Here is a 26,571-nt window from a genome sequence, read left to right as displayed (position 1 = left end):
GTTGTCGAACCGTCGAGCATCGAAATGGCACGACAGTTGCAGAGTAGTCCGCGCACCACTCAACACAACGAAGTTCACAACACATTTTTAATGCGAGGACGAAATGGACATTAAGGTTATCCCTCATGGCGTGTTCCGGACGACTCTGATCGCGGCCACCGTTTCAGCCATGCTTTCCCTCTCCGCGTGCGGCGGTTCCGGCTCCATCAGCCAGGGTCTCGGCGGCGGCTCGAGCTCGGGCGGCGGCGATACGATCTCCACCTCCGGCACGAGCGGCACTTCGGGCACGAGCGGTACCTCGGGCACGAGCGGTACCAGCGGCACCAGCGGTACCTCGGGCACCAGCGGTACGTCCGGTACGAGCGGTACCTCCGGCACCAGCGGCACCTCGGGCACGAGCGGCACCTCCGGAACCAGCGGTACGTCGGGCACGAGCGGCACCTCGGGGGTGTCGTCGAACGCAGTGGGAACTGTCCTCGCAAGCAGCAGCAACATCATCACGAGCGCCGGTGGGACCGTCTCGGGCCTCGGCTCCGTCATCGCCAACCAGTCGCTGCCAGGTGTCAACCCGGCCACCACGCAAGCCGCGGGCGGCATCGTGCAGAGCGTTGGCGGCGCCGTGACCGCACTCGGCAACGGCCTTGGCAACGGTCTCGGCCAGCTTGGCGCGACGAAGGATCCGCTCGGCACCACGCTCGCCAGCACGGGCGGCGTGGTCAACCAGCTCGGCGGCGCGGTCACGCAGACGGGCAACCTGGTCTCGAGCCTCGGCAGCGGTCCGCTGACGCCGCTCGCACCGGTCACGGGCGCCGTCGGCGGCCTCGTGTCGACGCTCGGCGGCGCCGTATCGAACGGCGGCACCACCCTCACCAACGCACTGTCGACCGGCCCGATCCAGCAAGTCACGCAGACGGTCAGCTCGGCCATCACGCCGATCACGACGATGGTCGGCCAGACGACCCAGACGATCGGCACCGCGACCGGCCTCGGCGCGCCCGTCAACACGCTGCTCGGCACGGTCGGCAACGGCCTGAACCAGGCCGGCGCCCTGCTCGCGTCGGCCGGCGGCAACCCTGTCACGACCGGCCTTGGCAACACGGTCTCGTCGACGGGCAACACCGTGAAGGCCGTCGGCGGCCTGCTCACGGGCGGCAGCGGCGGCGTGACCAATCCGCTCGCCCCGCTCACGGGTCTCCTCACGACGGTCACGGGTACGCTCGGCGGCGCAACGGGTGGCGCCAGCAGCCCGCTCGCCCCGGTTACCGGCCTCGTCTCGACGGTCACGGGTGCGCTCGGCGGCGCAGCAGGCGGCGGCAGCGGCCCGCTCGCCCCGGTCACCGGCCTTGTCTCCACGGTCACGGGCGCACTCGGCGGCGCAGCAGGCGGCAGCGGCGGCCCGCTCGCCCCGGTCACCGGCCTTGTCTCCACGGTCACGGGCGCACTCGGCGGCGCCACGGGCGGCACGAGCGGTGGCCCGCTCGCCCCGGTCACGGGTCTCCTCGGCGCGGTCACGGGCGCACTCGGCGGCGCGACGGGCGGTGCAGGCGGCAGCAGCCCGCTCGCTCCGGTGACGAACGTCGTGTCCACGGTGACCAGCACGGTCGGCGCACCGGCATTGACCGGCGGTACGGGCGCCGTCACGAACTCGGGTTCGTCGTCGAATCCGCTCGCGCCCGTCACGTCGCTGATCGGCGGCCTGCTCGGCGGCACGCACGGCAAGTAAACCAACATCCATCAATCGACAAGACAGCGAGGAGTCCATCATGTCCCAGCAACGTTCTCTCACGACAGTCGCCCTGCGCCAGTGGCGCGCGCCCCTCACGGCCTTCGCCGCCGCCTGCCTGCTGGCCGCCTGCGGCGGCGGTGGCGTCAGCTCGCCGCCGACCAGCAGCAACGACAATAACAATCCGAGCACGAGCGGTACGCCAGGCACGAGCGGCACCAGCGGTACGTCCACCGGCACCAAGGGCGTGGTCAGCACGGTCGGCCAGACGGCCACCGACCTCGGCAGCACGGTCGGCAACATCAGCGTGCCGGGCCTCGGCGACGGCGTGACGAAGGGTGTCGGCAGCACGCTCTCCAGCACCGGCACGATCGTCGGCGCAGCCGCCGATGCGGTGAGCAACGGGCTGGGACAGATCGGCACGACCAAGGATCCGGTCGGCACGACCGTCGCGGGCCTCGGCAACGTGGTCGGCGCGACGAGCAACACGGTGTCCGGCCTGAGCTCGACGGTCAAGGCGCTCGGCACCGGCCAGCTCGCACCGCTCGCGCCCGTCACGACGCCGGTCGGCACCGTGCTCGACACGGTGGCCAACGGCTTGACGGCTGCCGGCACGACGATCGGCTCGACGCTGTCGTCGGGCGCCGTGCAGCAGGTCACGCAACCGCTCAGCTCGGCAATCACGCCGCTCGTGATCACCGCCGGCCAGGTCACGCAACAGGTCGGCACGACGACCGGCCTCGGCCAACCCGTCTCGGGCCTGCTCGGCCAGGTCGGCGGCGCGATCAGCTCGGCCGGCAAGCAGGTGGGCGGCACGTCGAGCCAGCCGCTCGTCGGCGACGTCGGTCAGCTCGTCACGGCGGTCGGCAACACCGTGACCAACGCGGGTGGCCTCGTCAACCCGAACGGCCCGAACGGCGCGGCACCGATCCCCGGCCTGATCACGAGCCTCGTTGGCGGCTCGACGGCGACCGTACAAAACGGCACGTCGTCAGGCTCCGGCTCGACGAATCCGCTCGGCGGCCTGCTGTCGGGTCTCGGCTCGACGCCGCTCGGCTCGCTCACGGGCGCACTCGGCGGCGCGACCGGCGGTTCGGGCAGCAGCCCGCTCGCCCCCGTCACGAATCTCGTGTCGACGGTCACGGGCACGCTCGGTGGCGCAACGGGTGGCGCAGGCAGTGCAAACCCTCTCGCGCCTGTCACCGGTTTGCTGAATACTGTCACCGGAGCAGTGGGCGGCGCAGCAGGATCCGGGGGATCGAGCCCGCTCGCACCGGTCACGTCGCTGGTTGGCGGCGTCACGGGTACGGCAACGGCGGGCGGCGGCTCGACGGGGCTGCTGGCACCGGTAACGGGGTTGCTGGGTACGCTGGGTAGCGTTGGCAAGTAAGGAGGACGGTCGCACCTTCGCAGCCGGAGCGGATGGCGCGGCCGTACAAACACAACCGGCATTGCGGCACGCGGCGCGCGGCACCCTGGTGTCGCGCGCCGGCATTACAAAGAAGACGAAGAGCAAGGCCAACGAGGAAGAACAATGAAATCCAGACTCGACAGATGGATGATGCTGCTCGCCATCGCGGCAGCAGGCACGGCACATGCACAAACGCGCGTCGGCGGTAACCCGCTCGACTCCCTGCCCCAGATCAACGCGCCGAAAACCGGCCCGAACGTGACCGTGCAGGTCGCACCGCAAGCGCCGCAATTGCAGGAGTTGCTGTCGCGCCACCTGACGCCGACCACATTTCAGGTCGAAGGCGTGAAGTCCGTTCCGTTCGAGGAGATCTCGCGTCGCTTCACCCCGCTCGTCGGCAAGGACATCACGATCGGCGAACTGATCGAAACCGCCAACGGCGTGACGAAGCTGTACCAGGATCGCGGCTTCGCGCTGTCGTTCGCGTTCGTTCCGGCGCAGACGTTCGAGAACGGCGTCGTGCGCATCACGGTTGTCGAAGGCTATGTATCGGACGTCAAGGTCACCGGCAAGCCCGGTGCGATGGAATCGAAGATTCGTGCAATCGCCGCGCATATCACTGCCGATCGCCCGCTGCGCCGCGCGACGTTCGAACGCTACGTGAACACCTTCGGCCTGTTGCCCGGCCTCACGGTCAAGGCGAACGTACCGCCGCCGCAAACCACCGACGGTGCCACGACGCTCGAACTCGCGGTCGACCGCAAGCCGTTCAACGTCAGCACCGGCATCGACTTCAACCACCCGGGCGTCCAGGGACTCATCACCGCGACCGAAAACGGCCTTACGTCGTTCGGCGAGCAACTGAGCATTTCCGCGCTGGCGCCGCCGGGGCGCGACAAGCAAACTTATTTCGCATTCAGCGGCGCGGTACCCGTGGGCAGCAGCGGCCTGATCACGCGCCTCGACGCGAGTACCTATCGCGGCAAGCCGACTGACAATCCGGGGCTGCCGTCGAGCGTCCAGCGAACCGTAAAGAACGAGAAGCTAGGCCTTTCGGCATCCTATCCAATACTTCTCAACAACCAGCGCAGCCTGCTCGGCACGGTGTCGGGCTATGCAGCGCATAACGACGACAACTATCAGAACAAAATCAACGGCAATACCCTCGACAACAGGTCGCAGGTACGCGTGCTGCAATTGCAGCTCGACTACACGAGCGTACAACCGAAGCAGGTGCGAAAACTGAGCGTCAACGTCGCAAAGGCGTTCGACATCCTCGGCGCATCGAAATCGCAGACCGGCCTGGTTAACGGCTCGACGATCACGTACGCCGACCCGACCTCACTGACCTTCGTCCGTACCGGCGCGACCTTCACGCAAACCAACGAGTGGCCGTTCCGGATCGGCACGTCGGTTTCGCTGACCGGGCAATACAGCCCCGACTCGCTGCCGACGTCCGAGCAGATCTCGTTCGGCTCGACGCGTTACGCGCTCGGCTATCAGCCGGGCGAAGCGTCGGGTGACTCGGGATGGGGGATGTCGCTGGAGGTCAACCGCGGCTTCACGCCGGGCTGGACGTATATGAAATCCATTACGCCGTACATCGCCTATGACATGGCGCGTGTGTACCTGCACGCAGGCACACCGTCGCCGAACCGCATGTCGTCGGTCGGTATCGGCGTACGTTTCACCGACAGCCGCTTCTACAGCCTCGACCTGAACGTCGCGAAGCCGGTGGGTGACGCACCCGTCGAAAGCGCGTCACGCAGCCCGCGCATCAACGCCGCATTCTCATATCAGCTCAACTGATCGGTCACCAAACAGCCCGCGCCACGTGGGCTGTTTCGATTAGAGTCCCCTCTATCAAACGTGGCACGCGGTTTCACGTATTCTGGCGAAGCTCGCAACATGCCCGCCCCATGCAGACGGTCGTGCGAGCAAATCGAACACGACATGCAAAACAAGGAGGACGACAATGATTCAACTGACCCGCCCGTTTCGTGCCATCGCCGTCGCCGGCGTATTGCTCGCTTGCGCCGCTCCCACGTTCGCACAGGCAGACAGCCCCATCGGCATGTGGCAGACGATCGACGACAACACGCATCAGCCGAAGGCACTCGTGCAGATCGCCGAGGACGGTGACGGTGCGCTGACCGGCAAGGTCGTGAAGGGCCTCGGCGCGAACGATACGCCCGATCGCCGCTGCACCGCCTGCACGGACGAACGCAAGGATCAGCTCATCAAGGGCATGACGATCATCAAGGCCATGAAGAAGGAAGGCGACCACTGGGACGGCGGCAACATTCTCGACCCGGAGAACGGCAAGGTCTACAAGTGCAAGATGACGCTTGAAGACGGCGGCCAGAAACTCGTCGTGCGCGGTTACATCGGCGTGTCGTTGCTCGGTCGTTCGCAGACCTGGGTTCGCCAGCAGTAATGCGGTTCGCGCTTAAATGCGCAGCTCAATGAAAAAATCGGCCTGCGACGAAGTCGTCAGGCCGATTTTGTTTTGGTGCATGCGCGGCGGGAGCTGATGAACATCACGCTGCATGCTTCAGCGCGTCCGACGCATAGCTGCCAGGTGCGCGATACGCGGGCGCCGCATTGCTGCGTGCTTCCGCAGCCTTCGATTGCGTGTGCTTGCGCATCCGCGTGGACAACTCGTTGCACAGATTCACGCCTGCGTCGCCATAGAGTTCACGCATGACACTCATCAACGTGCCCGTCTCGTGCCAGACCTTGAAGCGACGATGGCAAGTTTGGTACGAAGGGTAACGACGCGGCATGGCCGACCACGTTGCGCCGCTGTAGATCACCCAGAGCACGCCGTTCAGGACGGCACGCGTATTGGCCAACGGGCGGCCGCGCAACTCGGTGCGCGGCTGCATTTCGGGCAGAAGCGACGCAACGCAGCGCCACTCTTGATCGGTCAGATCGCGATACGGTGTCATGGATATCTCCAGCCTTAGTAACCATGACACAACGATATCGGCTCACCTCAACAATGAATATAAGACAAATCCGAAATTACCCTGAGATTGCCTTAATTTGACCGGAATTGACGTTTGAATCCCGTCAATTGCCGGAAATCGCACTCAGGTCAGCGACGTATCGACGATGCGGCGCGGCGTTTCGATGTATTCCTTCGACTGCATCTCGACGATTCGCGAGACCGTACGCGCAAACTCGTTGGCCATCGGGCCTTCGATGTACAACTGCTCCGCCGGCACCGCCGCGGACATCAGCAGCTTGACCTTGTGGTCGTACAGCACGTCGATGAGCCACGTGAAGCGCCGTGCCTCGGACGCCATCCGCGGCGACATCTGCGGCACTTCGGACAGCACGATCGCGTGGAAGCGGCTCGCCAGCTCGAGATAGTCGTTCTGCGAGCGGGGGCCGCCGCACAGCGTCGCGAAGTCGAACCATACGACGCCGTCCGCCTTGCGCAGCGCCTTCAGTTCGCGCTTCTCGATATGCAGGAGCGGGCTTTCGTCGGGAACGGCAGCGAGCTTCTGGAACGCATGCCGCAATTCGCGATCGGCATCCGCGCCGAGCGGCGTGTGATACATCTTCACCTGCGCGAGCGTGCGCTGGCGATAATCGACGCCTGCGTCGACGTTGAGCACGTCGAGCCTGGACTTGATCAGCGCGATCGCCGGCAGCATGCGGTCGCGATGCAGGCCGTCCGGATACAGGTCGTCGGGATCGTAGTTGGACGTCATCACGAACTGCACGCCGTTGTTGAACAGGCGGTCGAGCAGACGGTACAGGATCATCGCATCGGCAATGTCCGACACGTGGAACTCGTCGAAGCAGATCAACCGGTAGCGCTTCGCGATGCGCCGTGCGAGTTCGTCGAGCGGATCGGCCTGCCCTTTCAGCTCCTCGAGCTCGCGGTGCACTTCGCGCATGAATTCGTGGAAATGCAGGCGCGTCTTGCGCTGCACGGGCACGACCGCGTAGAAGCTGTCCATCAGGAAGCTCTTGCCGCGACCGACGCCGCCCCACATGTAGACGCCGCGCGGGAGGTCGGGATGGTTGATGAGCTTCTTGAATGCGTTCGAGCGGCGCGCCTTGTACTCGACCCACTCGTCGAAACATTGCTGCAGGCGATCGACGGCCGCGCGCTGTGCGGGATCGGACTGATAGCCGCGCGTGGTCAGTTCGCGCGTGTAGTATTCGGTGACGTTCATCGGGCAAACCGGAAAAAACGAAGGCGGGCGGGAATCCCCGCCCGCCTTCGTCATGAGACGGCTGCGCCGGCCGATGGCCGGCCGGCGCTATACCGCGCTCAGCTGTTCAGCGAGCGCTTGTCGACGGCGAGCGCCGCTTCGCGCATCACTTCCGACATCGACGGGTGCGGATGGCAGATGCGGGCGATGTCTTCCGACGCCGCCTTGAATTCCATCGCCACCACGGCCTCCGCGATCAAGTCCGACGCGTTCGCCGCGATCACGTGCACGCCGAGCAGTTCGTCGGTCTTCGCGTCCGCGATCATCTTCACGAAGCCGTCCGGCGCGTTCATGCCGAGCGCGCGGCCGTTGATCGAGAACGGGAACTTGCCCGACTTGATCTCGCGGCCTTCCGCCTTCAGCTGCTGCTCCGTCTTGCCGACCCATGCGATTTCCGGGTACGTGTAGATCACCCACGGAATGCAGTTGTAGTCGATGTGCGGCTTCTGGCCGTCGATCACTTCCGCGACCAGCACGCCTTCGTCTTCCGCCTTGTGCGCGAGCATCGGGCCACGCACCACGTCGCCGATCGCGTACACGTTCGGCACCGCCGTGCGGCAGTGGTCGTCCACGTCGATGAAGCCGCGCTCGTTCGCCTTCAGGCCGATTGCCTCGAGGCCGAGGTTGTCGGTGTTCGGCACGCGGCCGACCGACACGATCAGGCGGTCGGCGTCGAGCGTCTGCGCGTTGCCGTCCTTGTCCGTGTAAGCGATCGACACGCCGTTCGCGGTCGTCTTCACTTCGCCGATCTTCACGCCGAGGTTGATGTCGAGGCCCTGCTTCTTGAACAGCTTGGCCGCTTCCTTCGCGAGCGCTTCGTCAGCTGCGCCGAGGAAGGCCGGCAGCGCTTCGAGCACCGTCACTTCGGCACCGAGGCGGCGCCACACCGAGCCGAGCTCGAGGCCGATCACGCCTGCGCCGATCACGGCGAGCTTCTTCGGCACCGAGTCGAACGTCAGCGCACCTTCGTTGTCCGACACGATCTTGTTGTCGACCGGAATGCCCGGCAGGTGACGCGCCTTCGAGCCCGTCGCGATGATCACGTTCTTTGCGGTGACGACTTCTGTTTCCCCTTCGCCGCTCACTTCGATCTGCACGCCGGCGTCGGTCTTGCCGGTGAACTTGCCATGGCCCTTCAGCCAGGTGATCTTGTTCTTCTTGAACAGGAACTCGATCCCGCTCGTCATCTTCTCGACGATCGCGTCCTTGCGGCCGAGCATCTTCGCGACGTCGATCCTCACGCCGTCAACCGTGATGCCGTGGTCGGCCAGGTGGTGCGACGTGTTCTCGAACTCTTCCGACGATGCGAGCAGCGCCTTCGACGGGATGCAGCCGACGTTCAGGCACGTACCGCCGAGCTTCAGCGCGCCGGCCGGGTTCTTCCACTTCTCGATACAGGCAACCGTCTTGCCGAGCTGCGCGGCGCGGATCGCGGCGATGTAGCCGCCGGGGCCGGCGCCGATCACGACGACGTCAAATTCCTTGGACATGACAATCCTTTCTTCTTGTGCAGCCGCACGGGCCGCGCGTGTCGCGCGCCCGTGCGGTGCGGGTCAATGCGGTGAAACTCGGCTTACAGGTCGAGCAGCAGGCGTGCCGGATCTTCCAGCGCATCCTTCATCGCGACGAGCGACAGCACGGCTTCGCGGCCGTCGATGATGCGGTGGTCGTACGACAGCGCGAGGTAGTTGATCGGACGGATCACGATCTGGCCGTTTTCGACGACCGGACGCTCCTTCGTCGCGTGCACGCCGAGGATTGCCGACTGCGGCGGGTTGATGATCGGGGTCGACAGCATCGAGCCGAACACGCCGCCGTTCGAGATCGAGAACGTACCGCCCGTCATTTCCTCGATCGACAGCTTGCCGTCCTTCGCCTTCTGGCCGAACTCGGCGATCTTCTTCTCGATCTCGGCGAGGCTCAGTTGATCCGCGTTGCGCAGGATCGGCACGACGAGGCCGCGCGGCGAGCCGACAGCGATACCGATGTCGAAGTAGCCGTGGTAGACGATGTCATTACCGTCGATCGACGCGTTCACGAGCGGGAACTTCTTCAGCGCGTGGACGGCCGCCTTCACGAAGAACGACATGAAGCCGAGCTTCACGCCATGTTCCTTCTCGAACTTGTCCTTGTACTTGTTGCGCAGTTCCATGACCGGAGCCATGTTCACTTCGTTGAACGTCGTCAGGATCGCGTTGGTCTGCTGCGACTCGAGCAGACGCTCGGCGATACGCGCGCGCAGGCGCGACATCGGCACGCGCTGTTCCGGACGGTCGTTCAGCCAGGTCGCGGCCGATGCCGGCACCTTCACTTCCGGCAGCGACGGCTTCGCAGCGGCGGTCTTCGCCGGTGCGGCAGCCGGTGCGGCCTTCGGTGCGCTGCCTGCGGCCAGCGCGTCGCCCTTCGTGACGCGGCCGTCGCGGCCCGAACCTGCGACGTCGCCCGCCGACAGACCCTTCTCGGCCAGCAGCTTCGATGCGGCCGGCGATGCGGTGGTCGACGATGCGGCTGCGGCTGCAGCGACCGGCTGTGCTGCCGGTTCGGCTGCAACAGGCGCTGCTGCCGGCTTGACTTCGGCGGCGCCTGCCGCGGCTTCGGCTGCACCTGCCTTCGCTTCGGTGTCGATCGTTGCGATCAGCTGATCGGCAACAACGGTGTCACCGTCGTTCTGCAGCACTTGCGCGAGCACGCCCGCGGCCGGTGCCGGCACTTCGAGCACGACCTTGTCGGTCTCGAGTTCGATCAGGATTTCGTCTTGAGCAACTGCTTCGCCCGGCTTCTTCTTCCACTGCAGCATGGTGGCTTCCGAAACCGACTCCGAAAGCTGGGGGACTTTGACTTCTACGATAGCCATGTGATTTTCCTGGATGCTTAATCTGGGTAATGACGAGGTTCGTGCGATTCCTTCGGCCGGTGCGGCGCGCAACGCGCCCGGCGGGCCAAAAGAGACGGGAAAGCGCATGGCGCCTTCCCGTTTCGCTTCCGTCGGTTATTTCGCGATCGATGCGCTCTTCAGGCGGCCGAAAGCACCTTCGATCAGGGCCTTCTGCTGCTCGTAGTGCTTCGCGTAGTAGCCAACCGCCGGTGAGGCCGAAGCCGGACGGCCGCTGTATGCCAGCTTCTGCCCTTCCTTCATGCCTTCCTTCAGATGGTGCTCGACGTAGAACCAGGGGCCCTGGTTCTGCGGCTCGTCCTGCACCCAGACCACTTCAGTCGCGTTCTCGTACTTCTTCATTTCGGCTTCGAACTGCTTGTGCGCGAACGGATACAGCTGCTCGATACGGATGATCGCGACGTCGTTCGCCTTCGCTTCGCGGCGATGCGCGACGAGGTCGTAATACACGCGGCCCGAGCATGCCAGCACGCGCTTGACCTTCTTCGCGTCGATGCCGCCGTCGGTTTCGCCCAGCACCGGCTGGAACGAACCCTTCGCGAGTTCCGACAGGTCCGACACCGCTTCCTTGTGACGCAGCAGCGACTTCGGCGTCGCGACGATCAGCGGCTTGCGGAACAGGCGGATCATCTGGCGACGCAGCAGGTGGAAAATCTGCGCCGGCGTCGTCGGCTGAACGACCTGCATGTTGTGATCCGCGCACAGTTGCAGGAAACGCTCGATACGCGTCGACGAGTGCTCCGGACCCTGGCCTTCGTAGCCGTGCGGCAGCAGCATCGTCAGACCCGACACGCGGCCCCACTTCACTTCGCCCGACGAGATGAACTGGTCGATCACGACCTGTGCGCCGTTGACGAAGTCGCCGAACTGCGCTTCCCACAGCACGAGCGTGTTCGGCTCGGCGGTCGAGTAACCGTATTCGAAGCCCAGCACCGCTTCTTCCGACAGCACCGAGTCGATCACCGTGAACTTCGCCTGGCCTTCGGCGATGTTCTGCAGCGGCACGTACGTGCCGTCGTTCCAGCGCTCGCGGTTCTGGTCGTGCAGCACCGCGTGACGGTGCGTGAACGTGCCGCGGCCCGAGTCCTGGCCGGTCAGGCGCACCGAGTAACCCGATGCGACGAGCGACGCGAACGCGAGGTGTTCGCCCATGCCCCAGTCGAGCGGCTGGTCGCCACGCGCCATGTTGCGACGGTCGTTGATCACGCGCTCGACGAGCGGGTGGACCTTGAAGTTTTCCGGGACCGTCGTGATGCGTTCGCCGAGGCGCTTCAGTTCCGCGAGCGGCACGGCCGTGTCGGCTGCATCCGTCCACTTGCGGTTCAGGAACGGAACCCAGTCGACCGCGTACTTGCTCTTGTAGTTCGACAGGACCGGGTCGACCGTGTGGTGACCGTCGTCCATCGCCTTGCGGTACGCCTTCACGAAGTTGTCGGCGTCTTCCGCGGTGATCACGCCTTGCTGCACGAGCTTCTCGGCGTACAGCGCACGGGTGCCCGGGTGCTGCGCGATCTTCTTGTACATCAGCGGCTGCGTGACCGCCGGCGTGTCCTGCTCGTTGTGGCCCAGCTTGCGGAAGCAGACGATGTCGATCACGACATCCTTGTGGAACTGCATCCGGTAGTCGATCGCGATCTGGATCGCGAGCACGACCGCTTCCGGATCGTCGCCGTTCACGTGCAGCACCGGCGCTTCGATCATCTTGACGACGTCGGTACAGTACAGCGTCGAGCGCGCATCGCGCGGGTCGGACGTCGTGAAGCCGATCTGGTTGTTGATGACGATGTGCAGCGTGCCGTGCGTGCCGTAGCCGCGCGTCTGCGCGAGGTTCAGCGTTTCCATCACGACGCCCTGGCCAGCGAAGGCCGCGTCACCGTGGATCTGCACCGGCAGCACTTGCAGGCCGTCTTCGTCGCCGCGACGGTCCATCCGCGCCTTAGCGGAACCTTCGACCACCGGGTTCACGATTTCGAGGTGCGACGGGTTGAATGCGAGCGACAGGTGGACCGGGCCGCCTTCCGTCGACACGTCCGACGAGAAGCCCTTGTGGTACTTCACGTCACCGGCCGGCAGGTCGTCGACGTGCTTGCCTTCGAATTCGGCGAACAGGTCGGCCGGCATCTTGCCCAGCGTGTTGACCAGCACGTTCAGACGGCCACGGTGGGCCATGCCGATGATGATTTCCTGCACGCCGCGCTTGCCCGCGTGCTGGACGACTTCGTCCATCGCCGCGATGAAGCTTTCGCCGCCTTCGAGCGAGAAGCGCTTCTGCCCGACGTACTTGGTATGCAGGTAACGCTCGAGGCCTTCAGCGGCCGTCAGGCGATTCAGGATGTGCTTCTTCTCGTCTGCCGAGAAGTTCGGCGTCGCGCGGGTCGACTCCAGGCGCTCCTGCCACCAGCGCTTCTGTTCCGGGTCGCTGATGTACATGTACTCGGCGCCGATCGTGCCGCAGTACGTGTCGCGCAGACCCTTGACGATGTCACGCAGCGAAGCCTGGTCGAAACCGAAGTACAGGTTGCTTGCGCTGTACGTCTGGTCGAGGTCGCCTTCGGAGAAATCGTAGAACGCGGGTTCGAGCTCGGGAATGGCGGGACGTTCGCGACGCTTCAGGGGATCCAGATTGGCCCATTGCGAGCCGAGGAAGCGATACGCGCTGATGAGGGACTGGACGTGCACCTGCTTGCGTGCCGCAGCCAGGTTGGTCGTGCTTTCGCGCGGGATGAAGGCATTGGCCTTCGCGCGCTCGGCGAACGATTCGACGATCGGAAAATGGGCGACGTCATTGGCATTCGAACCGTCCGTTGCAGGCACATTCTGCAGCGCGTCGAAATACTCTCGCCAGTTCTCCGGCACCGATGCCGGATTGTTGAGGTATGCATCGTACAGTTCTTCAACGTACGAAGCATTGCCGCCGAACAGATAGGAGTTCAGCTGAAACTGCTTCATTACATCTGACATTTTACGCTCACCTTTCTTCGAGCTTCTCGAGAAATAGCGGGTTACTCAACCTTCCGCGACACGGCCTGACCGTTTAGCGGATTGCGAATCAAGTCTTGCTTGGAAGGACCTAAAACTTGCGTGCGCGCAGCATATCACAGAACCGATACCGGAGTTCACGGCGAAATGTGCCCGAAAGCACCGCGCGACGGGGTTTTGCCGGATTGCCACGACCCGCGGGAACAGTGTTTTGCAGACAGCCCGATTGCGCATCGCGCAGATGCAAAAAAGGCTGCCCGCAGGCAGCCTTTTCCGTGATGCAGCAAACGGCCGGAACGCTTAGTCGACCGCGCCTTCGCGGCTCGCGCGGCGACGCTCGTGCTCCTTCAGGAAGCGCTTGCGCAGGCGGATCGATTGCGGCGTCACTTCGACGAGTTCGTCGTCGTCGATGAATTCGACCGCGTATTCCAGCGACATCTGGACCGGCGGCACCAGGCGCACGGCTTCGTCGGTACCCGACGCGCGCACGTTGGTCAGCTGCTTGCCCTTGATCGGGTTCACGACGAGGTCGTTGTCGCGGCTGTGGATACCGATGATCATGCCCTCATAGAGCGCGTCACCCGGCTTCACGAACATGCGGCCGCGATCCTGCAGCTTCCACAGTGCATAGGCCACGGCAGCGCCGTCGTCCTGCGAGATCAGCACGCCGTTGCGGCGCTCGAATACCGAGCCGTCCTTGACCGGTGCGTACGAGTCGAAGATGTGGCTCATCAGGCCCGTGCCGCGCGTGAGCGTCAGGAATTCGCTCTGGAAGCCGATCAGGCCACGTGCCGAGATCTTGTACTCCAGACGCGTGCGGCCGCGGCCGTCCGACGCCATGTCGAGCATCTCGCCCTTGCGGCGGCCGAGCTCTTCCATCACGCCACCCTGATGTTCGTCCTCGACGTCGACGGTCAGCAGTTCGTACGGCTCGTGACGCACACCGTCGATTTCCTGCATCACGACGCGCGGACGCGACACGGCCAGCTCGTAGCCTTCACGACGCATGTTCTCGACGAGAATCGTCAGGTGCAGCTCGCCACGGCCCGACACTTCGAACACCGTTTCGTCGCCGGTGTCCTTCACGCGCAGCGCGACGTTGTGGTTCAGTTCCTTCATCAGGCGGTCGCGGATCTGGCGGCTCGTGACGAACTTGCCTTCGCGGCCGGCGAGCGGCGACGAGTTGACGAGGAAGTTCATCGTCAGCGTCGGCTCGTCGACGGTGATCATCGGCAGCGCTTCCGGCGTATCCACCGCGCAGATCGTTGCGCCGATGCCGACGTCTTCAATACCGTTGATCAGCACGATGTCGCCCGCTTCGGCCGATTCGACCTGCACGCGCTCGAGACCCGTGAACGACAGCACCTGGTTGATCTTGCGGTTCAGCACGTCGCCTTCCGGGCCGAAGCGCATCGCGACCGGCTGGCCCGGCTTGATGCGACCGCGCGTGATGCGGCCGACGCCGATCCGGCCGACGTACGTCGAATAGTCGAGCGACGTGATCTGCAGCTGCAGCGGCGCGTCCGGATCCGCCGGGCGAACCGGCACGTGCTCGAGGACTGCCTCGAACAGCGGGCGCATGTCGCCTTCGCGCGCGGCCGGGTCGAGCGACGCATAGCCGTTCAGGCCCGATGCGTAGACGATCGGGAAGTCGAGCTGCTCTTCGGTTGCACCCAGCTTGTCGAACAGGTCGAAGGTCTGGTTGATGACCCAGTCGATCCGCGCACCCGGACGGTCGATCTTGTTGACGATGACGATCGGCTTCAGGCCGAGCGCGAGTGCCTTCTTCGTGACGAAGCGGGTCTGCGGCATCGGGCCCTCGACCGCGTCGACGAGCAGCAGCACCGAGTCGACCATCGACAGCACGCGCTCCACCTCGCCACCGAAGTCCGCGTGCCCCGGCGTGTCGACGATGTTGATGTGCGTGCCTTCGTACTCGACCGCGCAGTTCTTCGCGAGAATCGTGATCCCGCGCTCTTTTTCGATGTCGTTCGAGTCCATCACCCGTTCGGCAATCTGCTGGTTCTCGCGGAAGGTGCCGGACTGGCGAAGCAGTTGGTCGACGAGCGTGGTCTTGCCGTGGTCGACGTGGGCGATGATGGCGATATTGCGAAGGGCGCGGGTCATAGAAACCTGGAAATCGTTTGAACGCGCAAAAGCGCCCGCTCGTTTTTCACGGGCGCGCGCATTGCAGCTTGGAAAGCCACAAATTATAGCACGTGCGGATGTCGCGAGCTGACAGGCACGTTGCGACGCGACACCAGACGGCCGGCACGCCCTCCCCTCGAACCCGCCGGTCGGCCGAAGCCCGCATCATCGGCAAGCCCAAAAACCTTATTGGAGTAGTGGATTTATGGGACACAAAGCGCGCCCTTTGCCGTTCGATTAACATTTGCCGCGGCAAGCAACTGTGCCTATACTGCTGCCTAGTCAACTATTGCAGCTTCAGGGTTTTATGCCGGATTCTTCTACCCAACCACCCGTCTCGCAGCTGTCTTCATATCAGATGAACGACAGCGTCGGTTATCTGATGTCGCGCGTGAAGTCGGTGATGACCAACCTCGTCACGCAACGCACGCAGGAAGAGCTCGGCATCACGGGCACGCAGGCGAGCATGCTGTTCATGATCGCGGTCGGCAAATGCTCGACGGCCGCCGAACTCGCGCGCGAGTACGGGATCGACGCGAGCGCGGTCACGCGCCTGCTCGACCGGGTCGAGAAACGCGGCCTGCTGTCCCGAGTGCGCAGCATCGAGGATCGGCGTGTCGTGCGCCTCGAGCTGACCGACGAAGGCCGTGCGCTCGCCGAACGGCTGCCGCCGATTTTCCGCAGCGTGCTCGACCAGGTGCTGGACGGGTTTACGCCGGAAGAAGTCGGGTTCCTGAAGAGCATGCTGCGCCGCATTCTCAGCAACTACTGCGAGACCGCCGGCGGCAGCATCACGTAATAGTTGCCATAACAATTACTTTTGACAGATTAATGTAAGGAAATCCTTGCAGTGTCCATCATTCATTCCGAGTCAGGGATCAGCGCGATGAAATCCTCCCCGTTGTCCGTGCGCGCCGGGTCGTGCCGCGCCGCCGTCGCCGCCGCGGTCGCCGCACTGGCGCTGGCGGGCTGCGCGAACTACATCGGCATCAAGAGCGACAAGCAGATCGCCCCCGCGTCGCAATTCGAATCCGCCCAGAGCCTGCCGGCCCAGGGCGGCCAGTGGCCGGCGCTCGACTGGGCCAGCCAGTTCGGCGATCCGCAGTTGCCGAAGCTGATCGACGAAGCCCTGCAGGGCAATCCGTCGATCGCGCAGGCGCAGGCGCGCATCGCAAAGGCGTCGTCATACATCGAATCGTCGCGCTCGAACCTGATGCCGAAGGCGGAAGCCAGCTATTCGTGGACGCGCGAGCTGTATTCGTCGAACGCGCTATTCCCGCCCCCGTACGGCGGCCAGTGGTACAGCGAGAACAACGCGCTCGCGAGCGCATCGTGGGAGCTCGACCTGTGGGGCAAGAATCGCGAACGCCTGCACACCGCGGTATCGCAGGAAAAGGCGGCCGAAGCCGACATGCAGCAGGCACGCATCACGCTCGCGTCGTCGGTCGCACGCACGTACAACTCGCTCGCGCAACTCTATGCGCTGCGTGATATCGCGCAGCGCGAGATCACCAACCGCGAGACGGTCGGCAAGATCACCGACGGCCGCGTGTCGGCCGGTCTCGACACCAACGTCGAACGCCAGACGGCGCGCGGCAATATCGCAACGACCCAGGCTTCGCTGTCCGATCTCGACGGCCAGATCACGACGGTGCACTACCAGCTCGCCGCGCTGCTCGGCAAGGGCCCGGATCGGGGGCTGCAGATCGCCGCGCCCGTGGTCAACCCGAGCGGCGAAGTCGCGCTGCCCGGCAACCTGCCGGCCGATCTCGTGTCGCGCCGCCCCGACATCGTCGCCGCGCGCTGGCAGGTCGAAGCCGCGATGCACGACGTGAAGGAAGCGAAGGCCGAGTTCTATCCCGACGTAAACCTCGCGGCCGGCTTCGGCTTCGATGCGTTCGGCTGGGGCAAATTCCTGAACTTCGCGAGCCGTCAGGCGCAGTTCGGCCCGGCGATCCACCTGCCGATTTTCGACGCCGGCGCGCTGCGCGCGCAGCTCAAGGGCCGCTACGCGGACTTCGACCTGTCGGTGGCGAACTACAACCAGACGCTGATCAGTGCGCTGAACGACGTCGCGACGCAGGTCGCATCGATCCGCGCGGTCGATCGACAGATGGGCGATGCGCAACGCGCACTCGACGCATCGACGCGCGCCTATGACCTCGCGGTCATCCGCTACAAGGCCGGCCTGTCGCCGCAGCTGCAGGTGCTGACCGCGGACAGCAACCGCCTCGCATCGGAACAGACGGTGACCAACCTGAAGATGCGCCGCCGCGACATGCAGCTCGCGCTGATCAAGGCGCTGGGCGGCGGGTTCGACGCGACCGGCACGCCGCTCGCCGCACCCGATGCCGACAAGCCGACAAAACAGGCCGCCAACTGATCCGGCGCCACCACTACGCAGACACTCGAAATAACGGACGGAGAAAATCGCCATGAGCGACCAACAAAACGCCGCCAGCGCGCAGCCGCAGAACAATGGCAAGCGCAAACGGATGATGACGCTGCTCGTCGCGGTCATCGTGATCGCGGCCATCGCGTACGGCCTGTATTACTTCCTCGTCGCCCGCTTCCATGAAGGGACCGACGACGCGTACGTGAACGGCAACGTCGTGCAGATCACGCCGCAAGTCACCGGTACCGTGATCGCGGTGAAGGCCGACGATACGCAGACCGTCAAGGCCGGCGATCCGCTCGTCGTGCTCGACCCGGCCGACTCGCAAGTCGCGCTGCAGCAGGCCGAGGCCAATCTCGCGCAAACGGTGCGCCAGGTGCGCGGGCTGTTCGTCAACGACGACCAGTACCGCGCGCAAGTCGCGCTGCGCCAGTCCGACCTGTCGAAGGCGCAGGACGACCTGCGTCGCCGCCTCGCCGTCGCGCAGACGGGCGCCGTGTCGCAGGAGGAAATCTCGCATGCTCGCGACGCGGTGAAGGCCGCGCAGGCGTCGGTCGACGCCGCGCAGCAGCAGCTCGCATCGAATCGCGCATTGACCGCGAACACCACGATCGCATCGCACCCAAACGTGATGGCCGCCGCCGCGAAGGTGCGCGACGCGTACCTCGCGAACGCGCGTAACGTGCTGCCCGCGCCGGTCACTGGTTACGTCGCGAAGCGCTCGGTGCAGGTCGGCCAGCGCGTGTCGCCCGGCAACCCGCTGATGTCGGTGGTGCCGCTCAATGCCGTGTGGGTCGACGCGAACTTCAAGGAAGTCCAGCTCAAGCACATGCGCATCGGCCAGCCGGTCGAACTGACGGCCGACATCTACGGCTCGTCGGCGGTCTACCACGGCAAGGTGGTCGGCTTCTCGGCCGGTACGGGCTCGGCGTTCTCGCTGCTGCCGGCGCAGAACGCGACGGGTAACTGGATCAAGGTCGTGCAGCGCCTGCCGGTGCGGATCGAACTCGATCCGAAGGATCTCGACAAGCACCCGCTGCGCATCGGCCTGTCGATGCAGGTCGACGTGGACATCAAGGACGAACGCGGCGACCAGCTCGTGAACGCGCCGAACACCGTCTACGAGACCAACGTGTTCGCGAAGTACGGCGACGAAGCCGATGCCGAAATCGCCCGCGTCATCGCCGAGAACGCAGGCGGCAACGCATCGGCGCCGGCCGCGTCGAAGTCGAATGCCGTCGCGAAGATGATGTAACCGTTCCGACTCCGGAAAATCAACCGACATGGCACAGGCTCCTGTCTCTCACCCGCCCTTGCAGGGCGGGCAACTCGTGATCGGGACGATCGCGGTATCGCTCGCGGTGTTCATGAACGTGCTCGACACGTCCATCGCGAACGTCGCGATCCCGACCATCTCGGGCGACCTCGGCGTGTCGTCCGACCAGGGCACGTGGGTCATCACGTCGTTCGCGGTCGCGAACGCGATCTCGGTGCCGCTGACCGGCTGGCTGACCGACCGCTTCGGGCAGGTGCGCCTGTTCCTCGCGTCGATCATCCTGTTCGTGATTTCGTCGTGGATGTGCGGTCTCTCGCCCAACCTGCCGTTCCTGCTGGGGTCGCGCGTGCTGCAAGGCGCGGTGGCAGGCCCGATGATTCCGCTGTCGCAAGCGCTCCTGCTGTCGAGCTATCCACGCGCCAAGGCACCGATGGCGCTCGCGCTATGGGCGATGACGACGCTGATCGCGCCCGTCGCCGGCCCGATCCTCGGCGGCTGGATCTCGGACAACTACTCGTGGCCGTGGATCTTCTACGTCAACATCCCGGTCGGCATCGCCGCCGCCGCCGCGACGTGGATGATCTATCGCAACCGGGAGTCGGCCGTGCGCCGCGCGCCGATCGATGGCGTAGGCCTCGCGCTGCTGGTCGTCTGGGTCGGCTCGCTGCAGATCATGCTCGACAAGGGCAAGGATCTCGACTGGTTCGCGTCGACAACCATCATCGTGCTCGCGCTGACCGCCGTCATTGCGTTCGCGTTCTTCGTCATCTGGGAATTGACTGCCGAGCATCCGGTCGTCGACCTGTCGCTGTTCCGCATGCGGAACTTCACCGGCGGCACGGTTGCGCTGTCGATCGGGTACGGTCTGTACTTCGGCAACCTCGTACTGTTGCCGCTGTGGCTGCAGACGCAGATCGGCTACACCGCGACCGACGCCGGTCTCGTAATGGCGCCGGTCGGGCTGTTTGCGATCCTGCTGTCTCCGCTCACCGGGAAGTATCTGCCGCGCACCGATCCGCGCTTCATCTCGACGGCGTCGTTCCTGACGTTTGCGCTGTGCTTCTGGATGCGCTCGCGCTACACGACGGGCGTCGACGAATGGTCGCTGACGCTGCCGACGCTCGTGCAGGGCATCGCGATGGCCGGCTTCTTCATCCCGCTGGTGTCGATCACGCTGTCCGGCCTGCCCGGCCACCGCATTCCCGCGGCATCGGGCCTGTCGAACTTCGTGCGGATCATGTGCGGCGGCATCGGCACGTCGATCTTCCAGACGGCCTGGGACCATCGCAACAACTTCCATCACGCGCAACTGGTCGAGCAGACGAACGTCTACAACCCGACGTTCAACCAGGCCGTCACGCAGATGGGCAACCTCGGGCTGACGCAGGACCAGGCGCACGGGCTGATCAACAACATGGCCACGCAGCAGGCCGCGCAACTCGGCGTGAACGACCTGTTCTACATCTCCGCGGCGATCTTCGTGCTGCTGATCGGGCTGATCTGGATCACGAAGCCCGAGCGCTCGGGTGGCGATGCAGGTGCCGCGGCATCGGCCGCACACTGAACACGCAGCCTGGACGCAAACAAAAAGCCCGGTTGGCAACGTGAACTGCACCCCAAAAGTTGGACATCGATCCAACCTTTGGGGTGTTTTTCATGAGCAAGTACACGGAGCAGTTCAAGGTATCCATTGCAGAGGAGTACGAGTCCGGCCACGCTGGGTTCCGTGAGATGTCCAAGCGCCACGGCGTCGATGAGGCGACGATCCGCAAGTGGGTGGCGGCCCATCGCATACATGGTCCGGCAGGCTTGAAGAAGAAGTGCGAGCGCTACAGCGCAGAGTTCAAGTTGCTTGTACTGCAGCAAATGCGTAGCGAAGGGTTGTCAGCGCGTGAGACGGCTGCACGCTTCAACATTAGGAACCGTACGGCCATCGGCCAGTGGAAACGCCAGTATGATGAAGGCGGTATAGACGCACTGTCGCCGCGCCAGCGGGGGCGCCCCAGGAAGATGCCCAAGCCACCGCTCACGCCACCGCCGCTACCCGAGGACGATACGCGCTCCCGACAGGAACTACTCGACGAGTTGAACTTCCTGCGCATGGAGAACGCGTACTTAAAAAAGCTCGAAGCCTTGGCTCAAGCGCAGCAGCGATCAGCGCAACGCAAAAAGCGCAAATCGTGCTCGAGCTAAGGCAGCAATATCCGCTTGCGGGCTTGTTGAAGGTTGCCGGCTTGGCGCGCAGCACGTTCTACTATCATCAGAAATTGCTCGGAGCAGCCGACAAGTATGCCGATACAAGGGCAAGAATCTGCTCGCTGTTCGAACGGCACAAGGGCCGCTACGGCTATCGACGCATCACGCTCGCTCTACGTAATCTGGGACAGGTGATTAACCACAAGACTGTGGCGCGTCTGATGGGTGAGTTGCGGCTGAAGTCTTGTGTGCGCCCGAAGAAATACCGCTCCTACAAAGGTAGCGTCGGACGTGTTGCACCTCATGTTTTACAGCGTCGGTTCTACGCAAAGCGTCCGAATGAGAAGTGGGTAACGGATGTCACGGAATTCAACGTGGGTGGCCAGAAGCTGTACCTGTCACCAGTGCTCGATCTGTACAACGGCGAGATCATTGCTTATGAAACCGCGAGGCGCCCGGCGTTCGAGATGGTCAGCGCAATGCTTCGCAAGGCATTGGCGCGCTTGAAGTCACACGAGCGGCCTCTCTTGCATTCGGATCAGGGCTGGCAGTACCAGATGCCTGCGTATCGCCGCCTACTGCAGCAACGAGCGCTCACGCAAAGCATGTCGCGTAAAGGGAATTGCCTGGACAACGCCGCCATGGAGAGCTTCTTCGGCACGCTGAAATCCGAGTTCTTCCATCTGAATCGGTTCCGCAACCTGGACGAACTGCAAACCGGCTTGGCAAGCTACATCCACTACTACAATCACGACCGCATCAAACTGAAACTAAAAGGGCTGAGTCCCGTGCAATACAGAACTCAGCCCTCTCAGCCCTAGCCGTCATAACCCGTCCAACTTTACGGGGTCAGTTCACATCGACCGGGCTTTTTTATTCCAACGGGAGCGCGTTCGCGCGGCGGCGTCAGGCCGCCGTGACGACGAGCCGTTCCGGCGCAAGTACGCCGTTCGCCTTGCGCGCCACGCCGAGCAACCGAGTGGCGTCATAGACGCGCACACGCTCACCTTCGGCCGCATCGATCGGATCGAGCGCCGACAGCGGCAGACGCTGGCCGTGCAGGAACCGTTTCGCGCTGGTTTCATCGAGACGAACCAGCGGAAACGTCGACAGCAACGCGTCGACCGGCTGGAGCCACGCATCGCGCGACGCTTCGTCGGCATCGGACAGCGCATCGAGCGTCACCGCATGCTCGAGCGTCAGCGCGCCGACGCCCGTGCGACGCAGCATCGTCAGATGCGCGCCGCAACCGAGCGCCTCGCCGATATCCTCCGCCAGCGTACGCACGTAAGTGCCCTTGCTGCAGGTCACGCGAAACGTCACATCAGGCAGGTCGCACGCGAGCAGGTCGAGTGCGAGGATCGTCACGTTGCGGCCCTCGCGCTCGACGGTCTGCCCCGCCCGCGCATATTCGTACAGCGGCTTGCCATCGCGCTTGAGCGCCGAATACATCGGCGGCACCTGCACGATCTCGCCGGTGAAGCGCACGAGCGCGGCTTCCACCGCCGTGCGGTCGCATTCGACCGGCCGCGCTTCGATCACCTCGCCTTCCGCGTCGCCGGTAGCCGTACGCTGGCCGAGACGCATCGTCGCTTCGTACGTCTTGTCCGCTTCGAGCAGATCCTGCGAAAACTTCGTCGCCTCGCCGAAGCACAGCGGCAGCAGGCCCGAAGCCAGCGGATCGAGCGTACCGGTGTGACCGGCTTTCTTCGCGAGCAGCAGACGCTTCGCGCGAATCAGCGCATCGTTGCTCGACAGGCCGACCGGCTTGTCGAGCAGGAGGACGCCGTCCAGCACGCGCCGGGGCACGCGCGGACGTTGGGGTGCTGCAGTCGTCATAGGCCGGTCGAGCTCAGTCGTCCTTGGCGGCCGAATCGGCCTCGTCGTCGTCCTTCGCGCGCGTCGAGTTCGCTTCCTTGATCAGGCGCGACATTTCCACGGCCTTCTCGATCGTCTGGTCGTAGTGGAAATGCAGCGTCGGCACCGTATGGATGTGCAGACGCTTGAACAACAGGTTGTGCAAGTGACCCGACGCGTGGTTCAGCGCTTCCTGCGTCTTGTCCGGATCGCCGGTCAACGCGGTGAAGTAGACCTTCGCGTGTGCGTAATCCGGCGTGAGTTCCACACTCTGGATGGTCACGATGCCGATGCGCGGGTCTTTAACCTCGCGCATGATGAGTTCGGACAGATCGCGCTGAATCTGGTCAGCGATCTGCACGTTGCGATTGGGGGAAGTACGTTTCCTGGACATGATCGATCCGTGATCCGTTTATCAGGATAAAGCGGCGGCCAGTGTTGGCACGCCACCATGAAAATGGGCGGGACAGGCCCAAGCCTGCCCCGCCCATGAGCCGATGCGCGAGGGTTACAGCGTACGCGCGACTTCGGTCACTTCGAAGACTTCGAACTGGTCGCCTTCGACGATGTCGTTGAAGTTCTTCACCGACATACCGCACTCGAAGCCTTGCTTCACTTCCTTCACGTCGTCCTTGAAGCGCTTCAGCGATTCAAGTTCGCCCGTGAAGATCACGACGTTGTTGCGCAGCACGCGCACCGACGACGAGCGCTTGACGACACCGTCCGTCACCATACAGCCGGCGACTGCACCGATCTTCGGTACCTTGAAGACCTGGCGCACCTCGACCATGCCGGTGATGACTTCGCGCTTCTCCGGCGCCAGCATGCCCGACATCGCCGCCTTCACCTCATCCACTGCGTCATAGATGATGTTGTAGTAACGGATGTCGATGCCGTTCGACTCGGCCAGCTTGCGCGCCTGTGCATCTGCACGCGTGTTGAAGCCGATGATGACCGCCTTCGATGCCGTTGCGAGGTTGACGTCGTTTTCGCTGATGCCACCCACCGCACTGTGCACGATCTGCACGCGCACTTCGTCGGTCGACAGCTTGAGCAGCGACTGCACGAGTGCTTCCTGCGAGCCTTGCACGTCCGCCTTGATGATGAGCGGCAGGTTCTGCACTTCGCCTTCGCCCATCTGCTCGAGCATGCTTTCCAGCTTCGCGGCCTGCTGCTTCGCAAGCTTGACGTCGCGGAACTTGCCCTGACGGAACAGCGCGATCTCGCGCGCCTTGCGCTCGTCCGGCAGCACGATCACTTCTTCGCCCGCACCCGGCACTTCCGACAGACCCTGGATTTCGACCGGAATCGACGGGCCGGCTTCCTTCGTCGGCTTGCCGTTTTCGTCGAGCATCGCGCGCACGCGGCCATAGGCCGTACCCGCCAGCACGACGTCGCCTCGGTTCAGCGTACCGGACTGCACCAGGATCGTCGCGACCGGGCCCTTGCCCTTGTCGAGCTTCGCTTCGATCACGATGCCCTTGGCCGGCGCCTCGACCGGCGCCTTCAGTTCCAGCACTTCGGCTTGCAGCAGCACGTTCTCGAGCAGATCGTCGATACCCGCGCCCGTCTTCGCCGAAACCGGCACGAACGGCGAATCGCCACCGTACTCTTCCGGCACGACGCCTTCCGCGACCAGCTCCTGCTTGACGCGATCGAGATTCGCGTCCGGCTTGTCGATCTTGTTGATCGCGACGACGATCGGCACACCGCCTGCCTTCGCGTGGGCGATGGCTTCCTTCGTCTGCGGCATCACACCGTCGTCGGCTGCTACCACCAGCACCACGATGTCGGTCGCCTTCGCGCCGCGTGCACGCATTGCCGTGAACGCTTCGTGACCCGGCGTATCGAGGAACGTGATGACGCCGCGCGGCGTTTCGACGTGGTATGCGCCGATGTGCTGCGTAATGCCGCCCGCTTCGCCCGCTGCAACCTTCGCGCGGCGGATGTGGTCGAGCAGCGAGGTCTTGCCGTGGTCGACGTGACCCATGACCGTGACGACCGGCGGACGCGGCAGTTGCTCCGCATCGGTACCGGTTTCGCCTTCGACGAGCAGCGCTTCCGGATCGTCCAGCTTCGCGGCAACCGCGCGGTGGCCCAGTTCTTCGACGATGATCATCGCCGTTTCCTGGTCCAGCACCTGGTTGATCGTGACCATCTGGCCCATCTTCATCATCACCTTGATGACTTCGGAGGCCTTGACCGACATCTTGTGCGCGAGGTCGGCAACCGACACGGTTTCCGGCACGTGCACTTCACGAACGATCGGTTCGGTCGGCGCCTGGAACGTCGAGCTGTCCTGGTGACGGCCGCGACCCTTCGGGCCGCCGCGCCAGCCGCGGTCGACACCGCCGCTCGAATCGCCGCGCGTCTTGATGCCGCGGCGCTTCGACGCGTCGTCCTGCCAGCCGCCCTTGCCTGCGCCCGGCTTCTTGTTGCGGTCGCCCGCGCCTGCCGGCGCAGTCGTAGCCGGCGCTGCCGCACCGGCCGGCTTCTTCACGGCCGGACGCGCCTGCGCACCTTCCGGCTTTGCCGGCTTGTGCAGCGTGCCCTTCGCTTCGGCCGGCTTCGGCGGCTCGACCGGCTTCGGCGGCTCGACTGCCTTGACCACGGCCTTGCGCGGCGTGTTCATCATTTCGCGGATCGCACGCGCCTCGGCTTCTGCCGCTGCACGACGCTTGCTGATCTCTTCCTGCTCGGCGCGCGCCTTGTCCGCCGCCTCGCGGGCAGCGTCTTCAGCCTTCTTCGCCGCTTCGCGCTGAGCCGCACGTTCGGCGGCTGCGCGTGCTTCGTCCTGCGCGGACTGCGTGCTCGCCGTTTCCTGCTGCTCGGCTGCTGCAGCCTGCTGTGCGGCTGCCTGCTGCTGTGCGGCCGCAGCTTCGGCTGCAGCACGCTTCGTCGCTGCCTCTTCCTCGGCGCGACGACGCTCGGCTTCAGCCGCTTCCTCGCGGGCGCGGCGCTCTGCTTCCTCGCGCTCGAGGCGTTCCTGACGCTCGCGAAGCTCCTGCGCCTGCTTCTCGAGCAGCTCGGCCTCACGGCGCGCTTCTTCTTCGCGACGCTTCAGTTCCGCATCGTCGTCCGCTTCGGCGACCTGCGCCTGACCCTGTTCCGCACCCTCGCTCACGTCGTCGCGCTTGACGAACGTACGCTTCTTGCGGACCTCGACCTGAATGGTGCGAGCCTTGCCCGTCGCGTCAGATTGCTTGATCTCCGACGTATGCTTGCGGGTCAGCGTGATCTTGCGCTTGTCGCCGTCGGTTGCGCCGTGCGACTTGCGCAAATGATCGAGCAGACGCGCCTTGTCCGTTTCGGACAGCGCATCGTCTTCACTCGCTTTCTGGACGCCCGCTGCCTGCAGCTGTTCGAGCAGCACACCAGCAGGCATTTTCAGTTCCGCGGCAAATTGGGCTACGTTGTTACTCGCCATTCATTCCTCTTAGTGCAAGGACCGATTCCTTGCG

Annotated in this window: 19 protein-coding genes; 9 read left to right on the top strand and 10 right to left on the bottom strand. The window is 64.4% G+C overall.

Annotation, left to right across the window (positions count from 1 at the left end; all coding sequences use genetic code 11):
• Positions 1-123 precede the first annotated feature (123 nt).
• Positions 124-498 (bottom strand): hypothetical protein, encoded by a 375-nt coding sequence (locus CFB40_RS39530; protein ID WP_441299784.1) that lies wholly within the window; start codon positions 496-498, stop codon positions 124-126.
• Here CFB40_RS39530 and CFB40_RS08090 point away from each other — a divergent pair.
• From CFB40_RS08090 to CFB40_RS08075, 4 genes are all read left to right on the top strand, one after another.
• Positions 449-1,723 carry a collagen-like triple helix repeat-containing protein gene (locus CFB40_RS08090; RefSeq protein WP_441299783.1) on the top strand — a complete coding sequence of 425 codons (1,275 nt, stop codon included), beginning with the start codon at positions 449-451 and terminating at the stop codon, positions 1,721-1,723. The genes CFB40_RS39530 and CFB40_RS08090 overlap by 50 nt on opposite strands.
• A 40-nt stretch (positions 1,724-1,763) precedes the next feature.
• Positions 1,764-3,113, top strand: a complete 1,350-nt coding sequence (locus CFB40_RS08085) for a collagen-like triple helix repeat-containing protein (protein WP_089430995.1) — start codon at positions 1,764-1,766, stop codon at positions 3,111-3,113.
• Between the two features lie 144 nt (positions 3,114-3,257).
• Entirely contained in the window at positions 3,258-4,943 is a 1,686-nt protein-coding gene (locus CFB40_RS08080) for a ShlB/FhaC/HecB family hemolysin secretion/activation protein (protein ID WP_089430994.1), read from the top strand.
• Positions 4,944-5,109: 166 nt separating this feature from the next.
• Complete coding sequence (locus CFB40_RS08075; protein WP_046545504.1) at positions 5,110-5,571, top strand: DUF2147 domain-containing protein; 462 nt, start codon at positions 5,110-5,112, stop codon at positions 5,569-5,571.
• A 103-nt stretch (positions 5,572-5,674) separates the two neighbouring features.
• On the opposite strand, the gene CFB40_RS08070 is transcribed toward CFB40_RS08075, so the two are convergent.
• The 6 genes from CFB40_RS08070 to typA form a co-directional block, all read right to left on the bottom strand.
• On the bottom strand, positions 5,675-6,115 hold the full coding sequence (locus CFB40_RS08070; RefSeq protein WP_143329825.1) for a transposase: 441 nt from the start codon (positions 6,113-6,115) through the stop codon (positions 5,675-5,677).
• 114 nt (positions 6,116-6,229) lie between these two features.
• Positions 6,230-7,327 (bottom strand): cell division protein ZapE, encoded by a 1,098-nt coding sequence (gene zapE / locus CFB40_RS08065; protein WP_089425220.1) that lies wholly within the window; start codon positions 7,325-7,327, stop codon positions 6,230-6,232.
• A gap of 98 nt (positions 7,328-7,425) precedes the next feature.
• Complete coding sequence (gene lpdA / locus CFB40_RS08060; RefSeq protein ID WP_089430993.1) at positions 7,426-8,856, bottom strand: dihydrolipoyl dehydrogenase; 1,431 nt, start codon at positions 8,854-8,856, stop codon at positions 7,426-7,428.
• An 83-nt stretch (positions 8,857-8,939) separates the two neighbouring features.
• Complete coding sequence (gene odhB / locus CFB40_RS08055; RefSeq protein ID WP_089425218.1) at positions 8,940-10,220, bottom strand: 2-oxoglutarate dehydrogenase complex dihydrolipoyllysine-residue succinyltransferase; 1,281 nt, start codon at positions 10,218-10,220, stop codon at positions 8,940-8,942.
• Positions 10,221-10,355: 135 nt separating this feature from the next.
• Positions 10,356-13,220, bottom strand: coding sequence for a 2-oxoglutarate dehydrogenase E1 component (locus CFB40_RS08050; RefSeq protein WP_046545499.1), 2,865 nt, complete (start codon positions 13,218-13,220; stop codon positions 10,356-10,358).
• Positions 13,221-13,538: 318 nt separating this feature from the next.
• Positions 13,539-15,365, bottom strand: a complete 1,827-nt coding sequence (typA, locus tag CFB40_RS08045) for a translational GTPase TypA (protein ID WP_039358989.1) — start codon at positions 15,363-15,365, stop codon at positions 13,539-13,541.
• Positions 15,366-15,693: 328 nt separating this feature from the next.
• On the opposite strand from typA, the gene CFB40_RS08040 reads away from it, so the two are divergent.
• The 5 genes from CFB40_RS08040 (at position 15,694) to CFB40_RS08020 (ending at position 22,074) form a co-directional block, all read left to right on the top strand.
• Positions 15,694-16,185: a MarR family winged helix-turn-helix transcriptional regulator gene (locus CFB40_RS08040; protein WP_089425217.1), complete on the top strand. Its 492-nt coding sequence runs from the start codon at positions 15,694-15,696 to the stop codon at positions 16,183-16,185.
• An 87-nt stretch (positions 16,186-16,272) separates the two neighbouring features.
• Positions 16,273-17,769, top strand: a complete 1,497-nt coding sequence (locus tag CFB40_RS08035) for an efflux transporter outer membrane subunit (RefSeq protein WP_089430992.1) — start codon at positions 16,273-16,275, stop codon at positions 17,767-17,769.
• A 52-nt stretch (positions 17,770-17,821) separates the two neighbouring features.
• On the top strand, positions 17,822-19,036 hold the full coding sequence (locus CFB40_RS08030) for an HlyD family secretion protein (RefSeq protein ID WP_089425215.1): 1,215 nt from the start codon (positions 17,822-17,824) through the stop codon (positions 19,034-19,036).
• Positions 19,037-19,064: 28 nt separating this feature from the next.
• The gene (locus CFB40_RS08025; RefSeq protein WP_089430991.1) at positions 19,065-20,621 is read left to right on the top strand and encodes a DHA2 family efflux MFS transporter permease subunit; all 1,557 of its coding nucleotides are present in this window, start codon (positions 19,065-19,067) and stop codon (positions 20,619-20,621) included.
• A 92-nt stretch (positions 20,622-20,713) separates the two neighbouring features.
• Positions 20,714-22,074, top strand: a protein-coding gene (locus CFB40_RS08020; protein WP_089425429.1) for an IS3-like element ISBam1 family transposase whose coding sequence is annotated in 2 segments (ribosomal slippage) — positions 20,714-21,173 and positions 21,173-22,074 — 1,362 coding nt in all. Because the reading frame shifts where the segments join, the coding sequence is not laid out codon by codon here.
• Between the two features lie 85 nt (positions 22,075-22,159).
• Here the strand turns inward: CFB40_RS08020 and truB are convergent.
• The 3 genes from truB to infB form a co-directional block, all read right to left on the bottom strand.
• Complete coding sequence (truB, locus tag CFB40_RS08015) at positions 22,160-23,092, bottom strand: tRNA pseudouridine(55) synthase TruB (RefSeq protein WP_089425213.1); 933 nt, start codon at positions 23,090-23,092, stop codon at positions 22,160-22,162.
• A 13-nt stretch (positions 23,093-23,105) separates the two neighbouring features.
• The gene (gene rbfA, locus CFB40_RS08010) at positions 23,106-23,504 is read right to left on the bottom strand and encodes a 30S ribosome-binding factor RbfA (protein ID WP_089425212.1); all 399 of its coding nucleotides are present in this window, start codon (positions 23,502-23,504) and stop codon (positions 23,106-23,108) included.
• A gap of 114 nt (positions 23,505-23,618) precedes the next feature.
• A complete protein-coding gene (gene infB / locus CFB40_RS08005; protein ID WP_089425211.1) occupies positions 23,619-26,537 on the bottom strand; it encodes a translation initiation factor IF-2 in 2,919 nt (972 codons plus the stop codon).
• Positions 26,538-26,571: the final 34 nt, after the last annotated feature.

Source organism: Burkholderia sp. AU31652 (assembly GCF_002223155.1).
In the GTDB taxonomy this organism is placed as follows: domain Bacteria; phylum Pseudomonadota; class Gammaproteobacteria; order Burkholderiales; family Burkholderiaceae; genus Burkholderia.
The sequence above is the reverse complement of the archived record's forward strand: the minus strand, read 5'-3'. Positions and strand labels throughout refer to the sequence as shown.

Coding starts and splice junctions, on each gene's coding strand:
- CFB40_RS39530 (WP_441299784.1), bottom strand. CDS start 498: ATGATGTTGCTGCTGCTTGCGAGGACAGTTCCCACTGCGTTCGACGAC.
- CFB40_RS08085 (WP_089430995.1), top strand. CDS start 1,764: ATGTCCCAGCAACGTTCTCTCACGACAGTCGCCCTGCGCCAGTGGCGC.
- CFB40_RS08080 (WP_089430994.1), top strand. CDS start 3,258: ATGAAATCCAGACTCGACAGATGGATGATGCTGCTCGCCATCGCGGCA.
- CFB40_RS08075 (WP_046545504.1), top strand. CDS start 5,110: ATGATTCAACTGACCCGCCCGTTTCGTGCCATCGCCGTCGCCGGCGTA.
- zapE (WP_089425220.1), bottom strand. CDS start 7,327: ATGAACGTCACCGAATACTACACGCGCGAACTGACCACGCGCGGCTAT.
- lpdA (WP_089430993.1), bottom strand. CDS start 8,856: ATGTCCAAGGAATTTGACGTCGTCGTGATCGGCGCCGGCCCCGGCGGC.
- odhB (WP_089425218.1), bottom strand. CDS start 10,220: ATGGCTATCGTAGAAGTCAAAGTCCCCCAGCTTTCGGAGTCGGTTTCG.
- CFB40_RS08050 (WP_046545499.1), bottom strand. CDS start 13,220: ATGTCAGATGTAATGAAGCAGTTTCAGCTGAACTCCTATCTGTTCGGC.
- typA (WP_039358989.1), bottom strand. CDS start 15,365: ATGACCCGCGCCCTTCGCAATATCGCCATCATCGCCCACGTCGACCAC.
- CFB40_RS08040 (WP_089425217.1), top strand. CDS start 15,694: ATGCCGGATTCTTCTACCCAACCACCCGTCTCGCAGCTGTCTTCATAT.
- CFB40_RS08035 (WP_089430992.1), top strand. CDS start 16,273: ATGAAATCCTCCCCGTTGTCCGTGCGCGCCGGGTCGTGCCGCGCCGCC.
- CFB40_RS08030 (WP_089425215.1), top strand. CDS start 17,822: ATGAGCGACCAACAAAACGCCGCCAGCGCGCAGCCGCAGAACAATGGC.
- CFB40_RS08025 (WP_089430991.1), top strand. CDS start 19,065: ATGGCACAGGCTCCTGTCTCTCACCCGCCCTTGCAGGGCGGGCAACTC.
- truB (WP_089425213.1), bottom strand. CDS start 23,092: ATGACGACTGCAGCACCCCAACGTCCGCGCGTGCCCCGGCGCGTGCTG.
- rbfA (WP_089425212.1), bottom strand. CDS start 23,504: ATGTCCAGGAAACGTACTTCCCCCAATCGCAACGTGCAGATCGCTGAC.
- infB (WP_089425211.1), bottom strand. CDS start 26,537: ATGGCGAGTAACAACGTAGCCCAATTTGCCGCGGAACTGAAAATGCCT.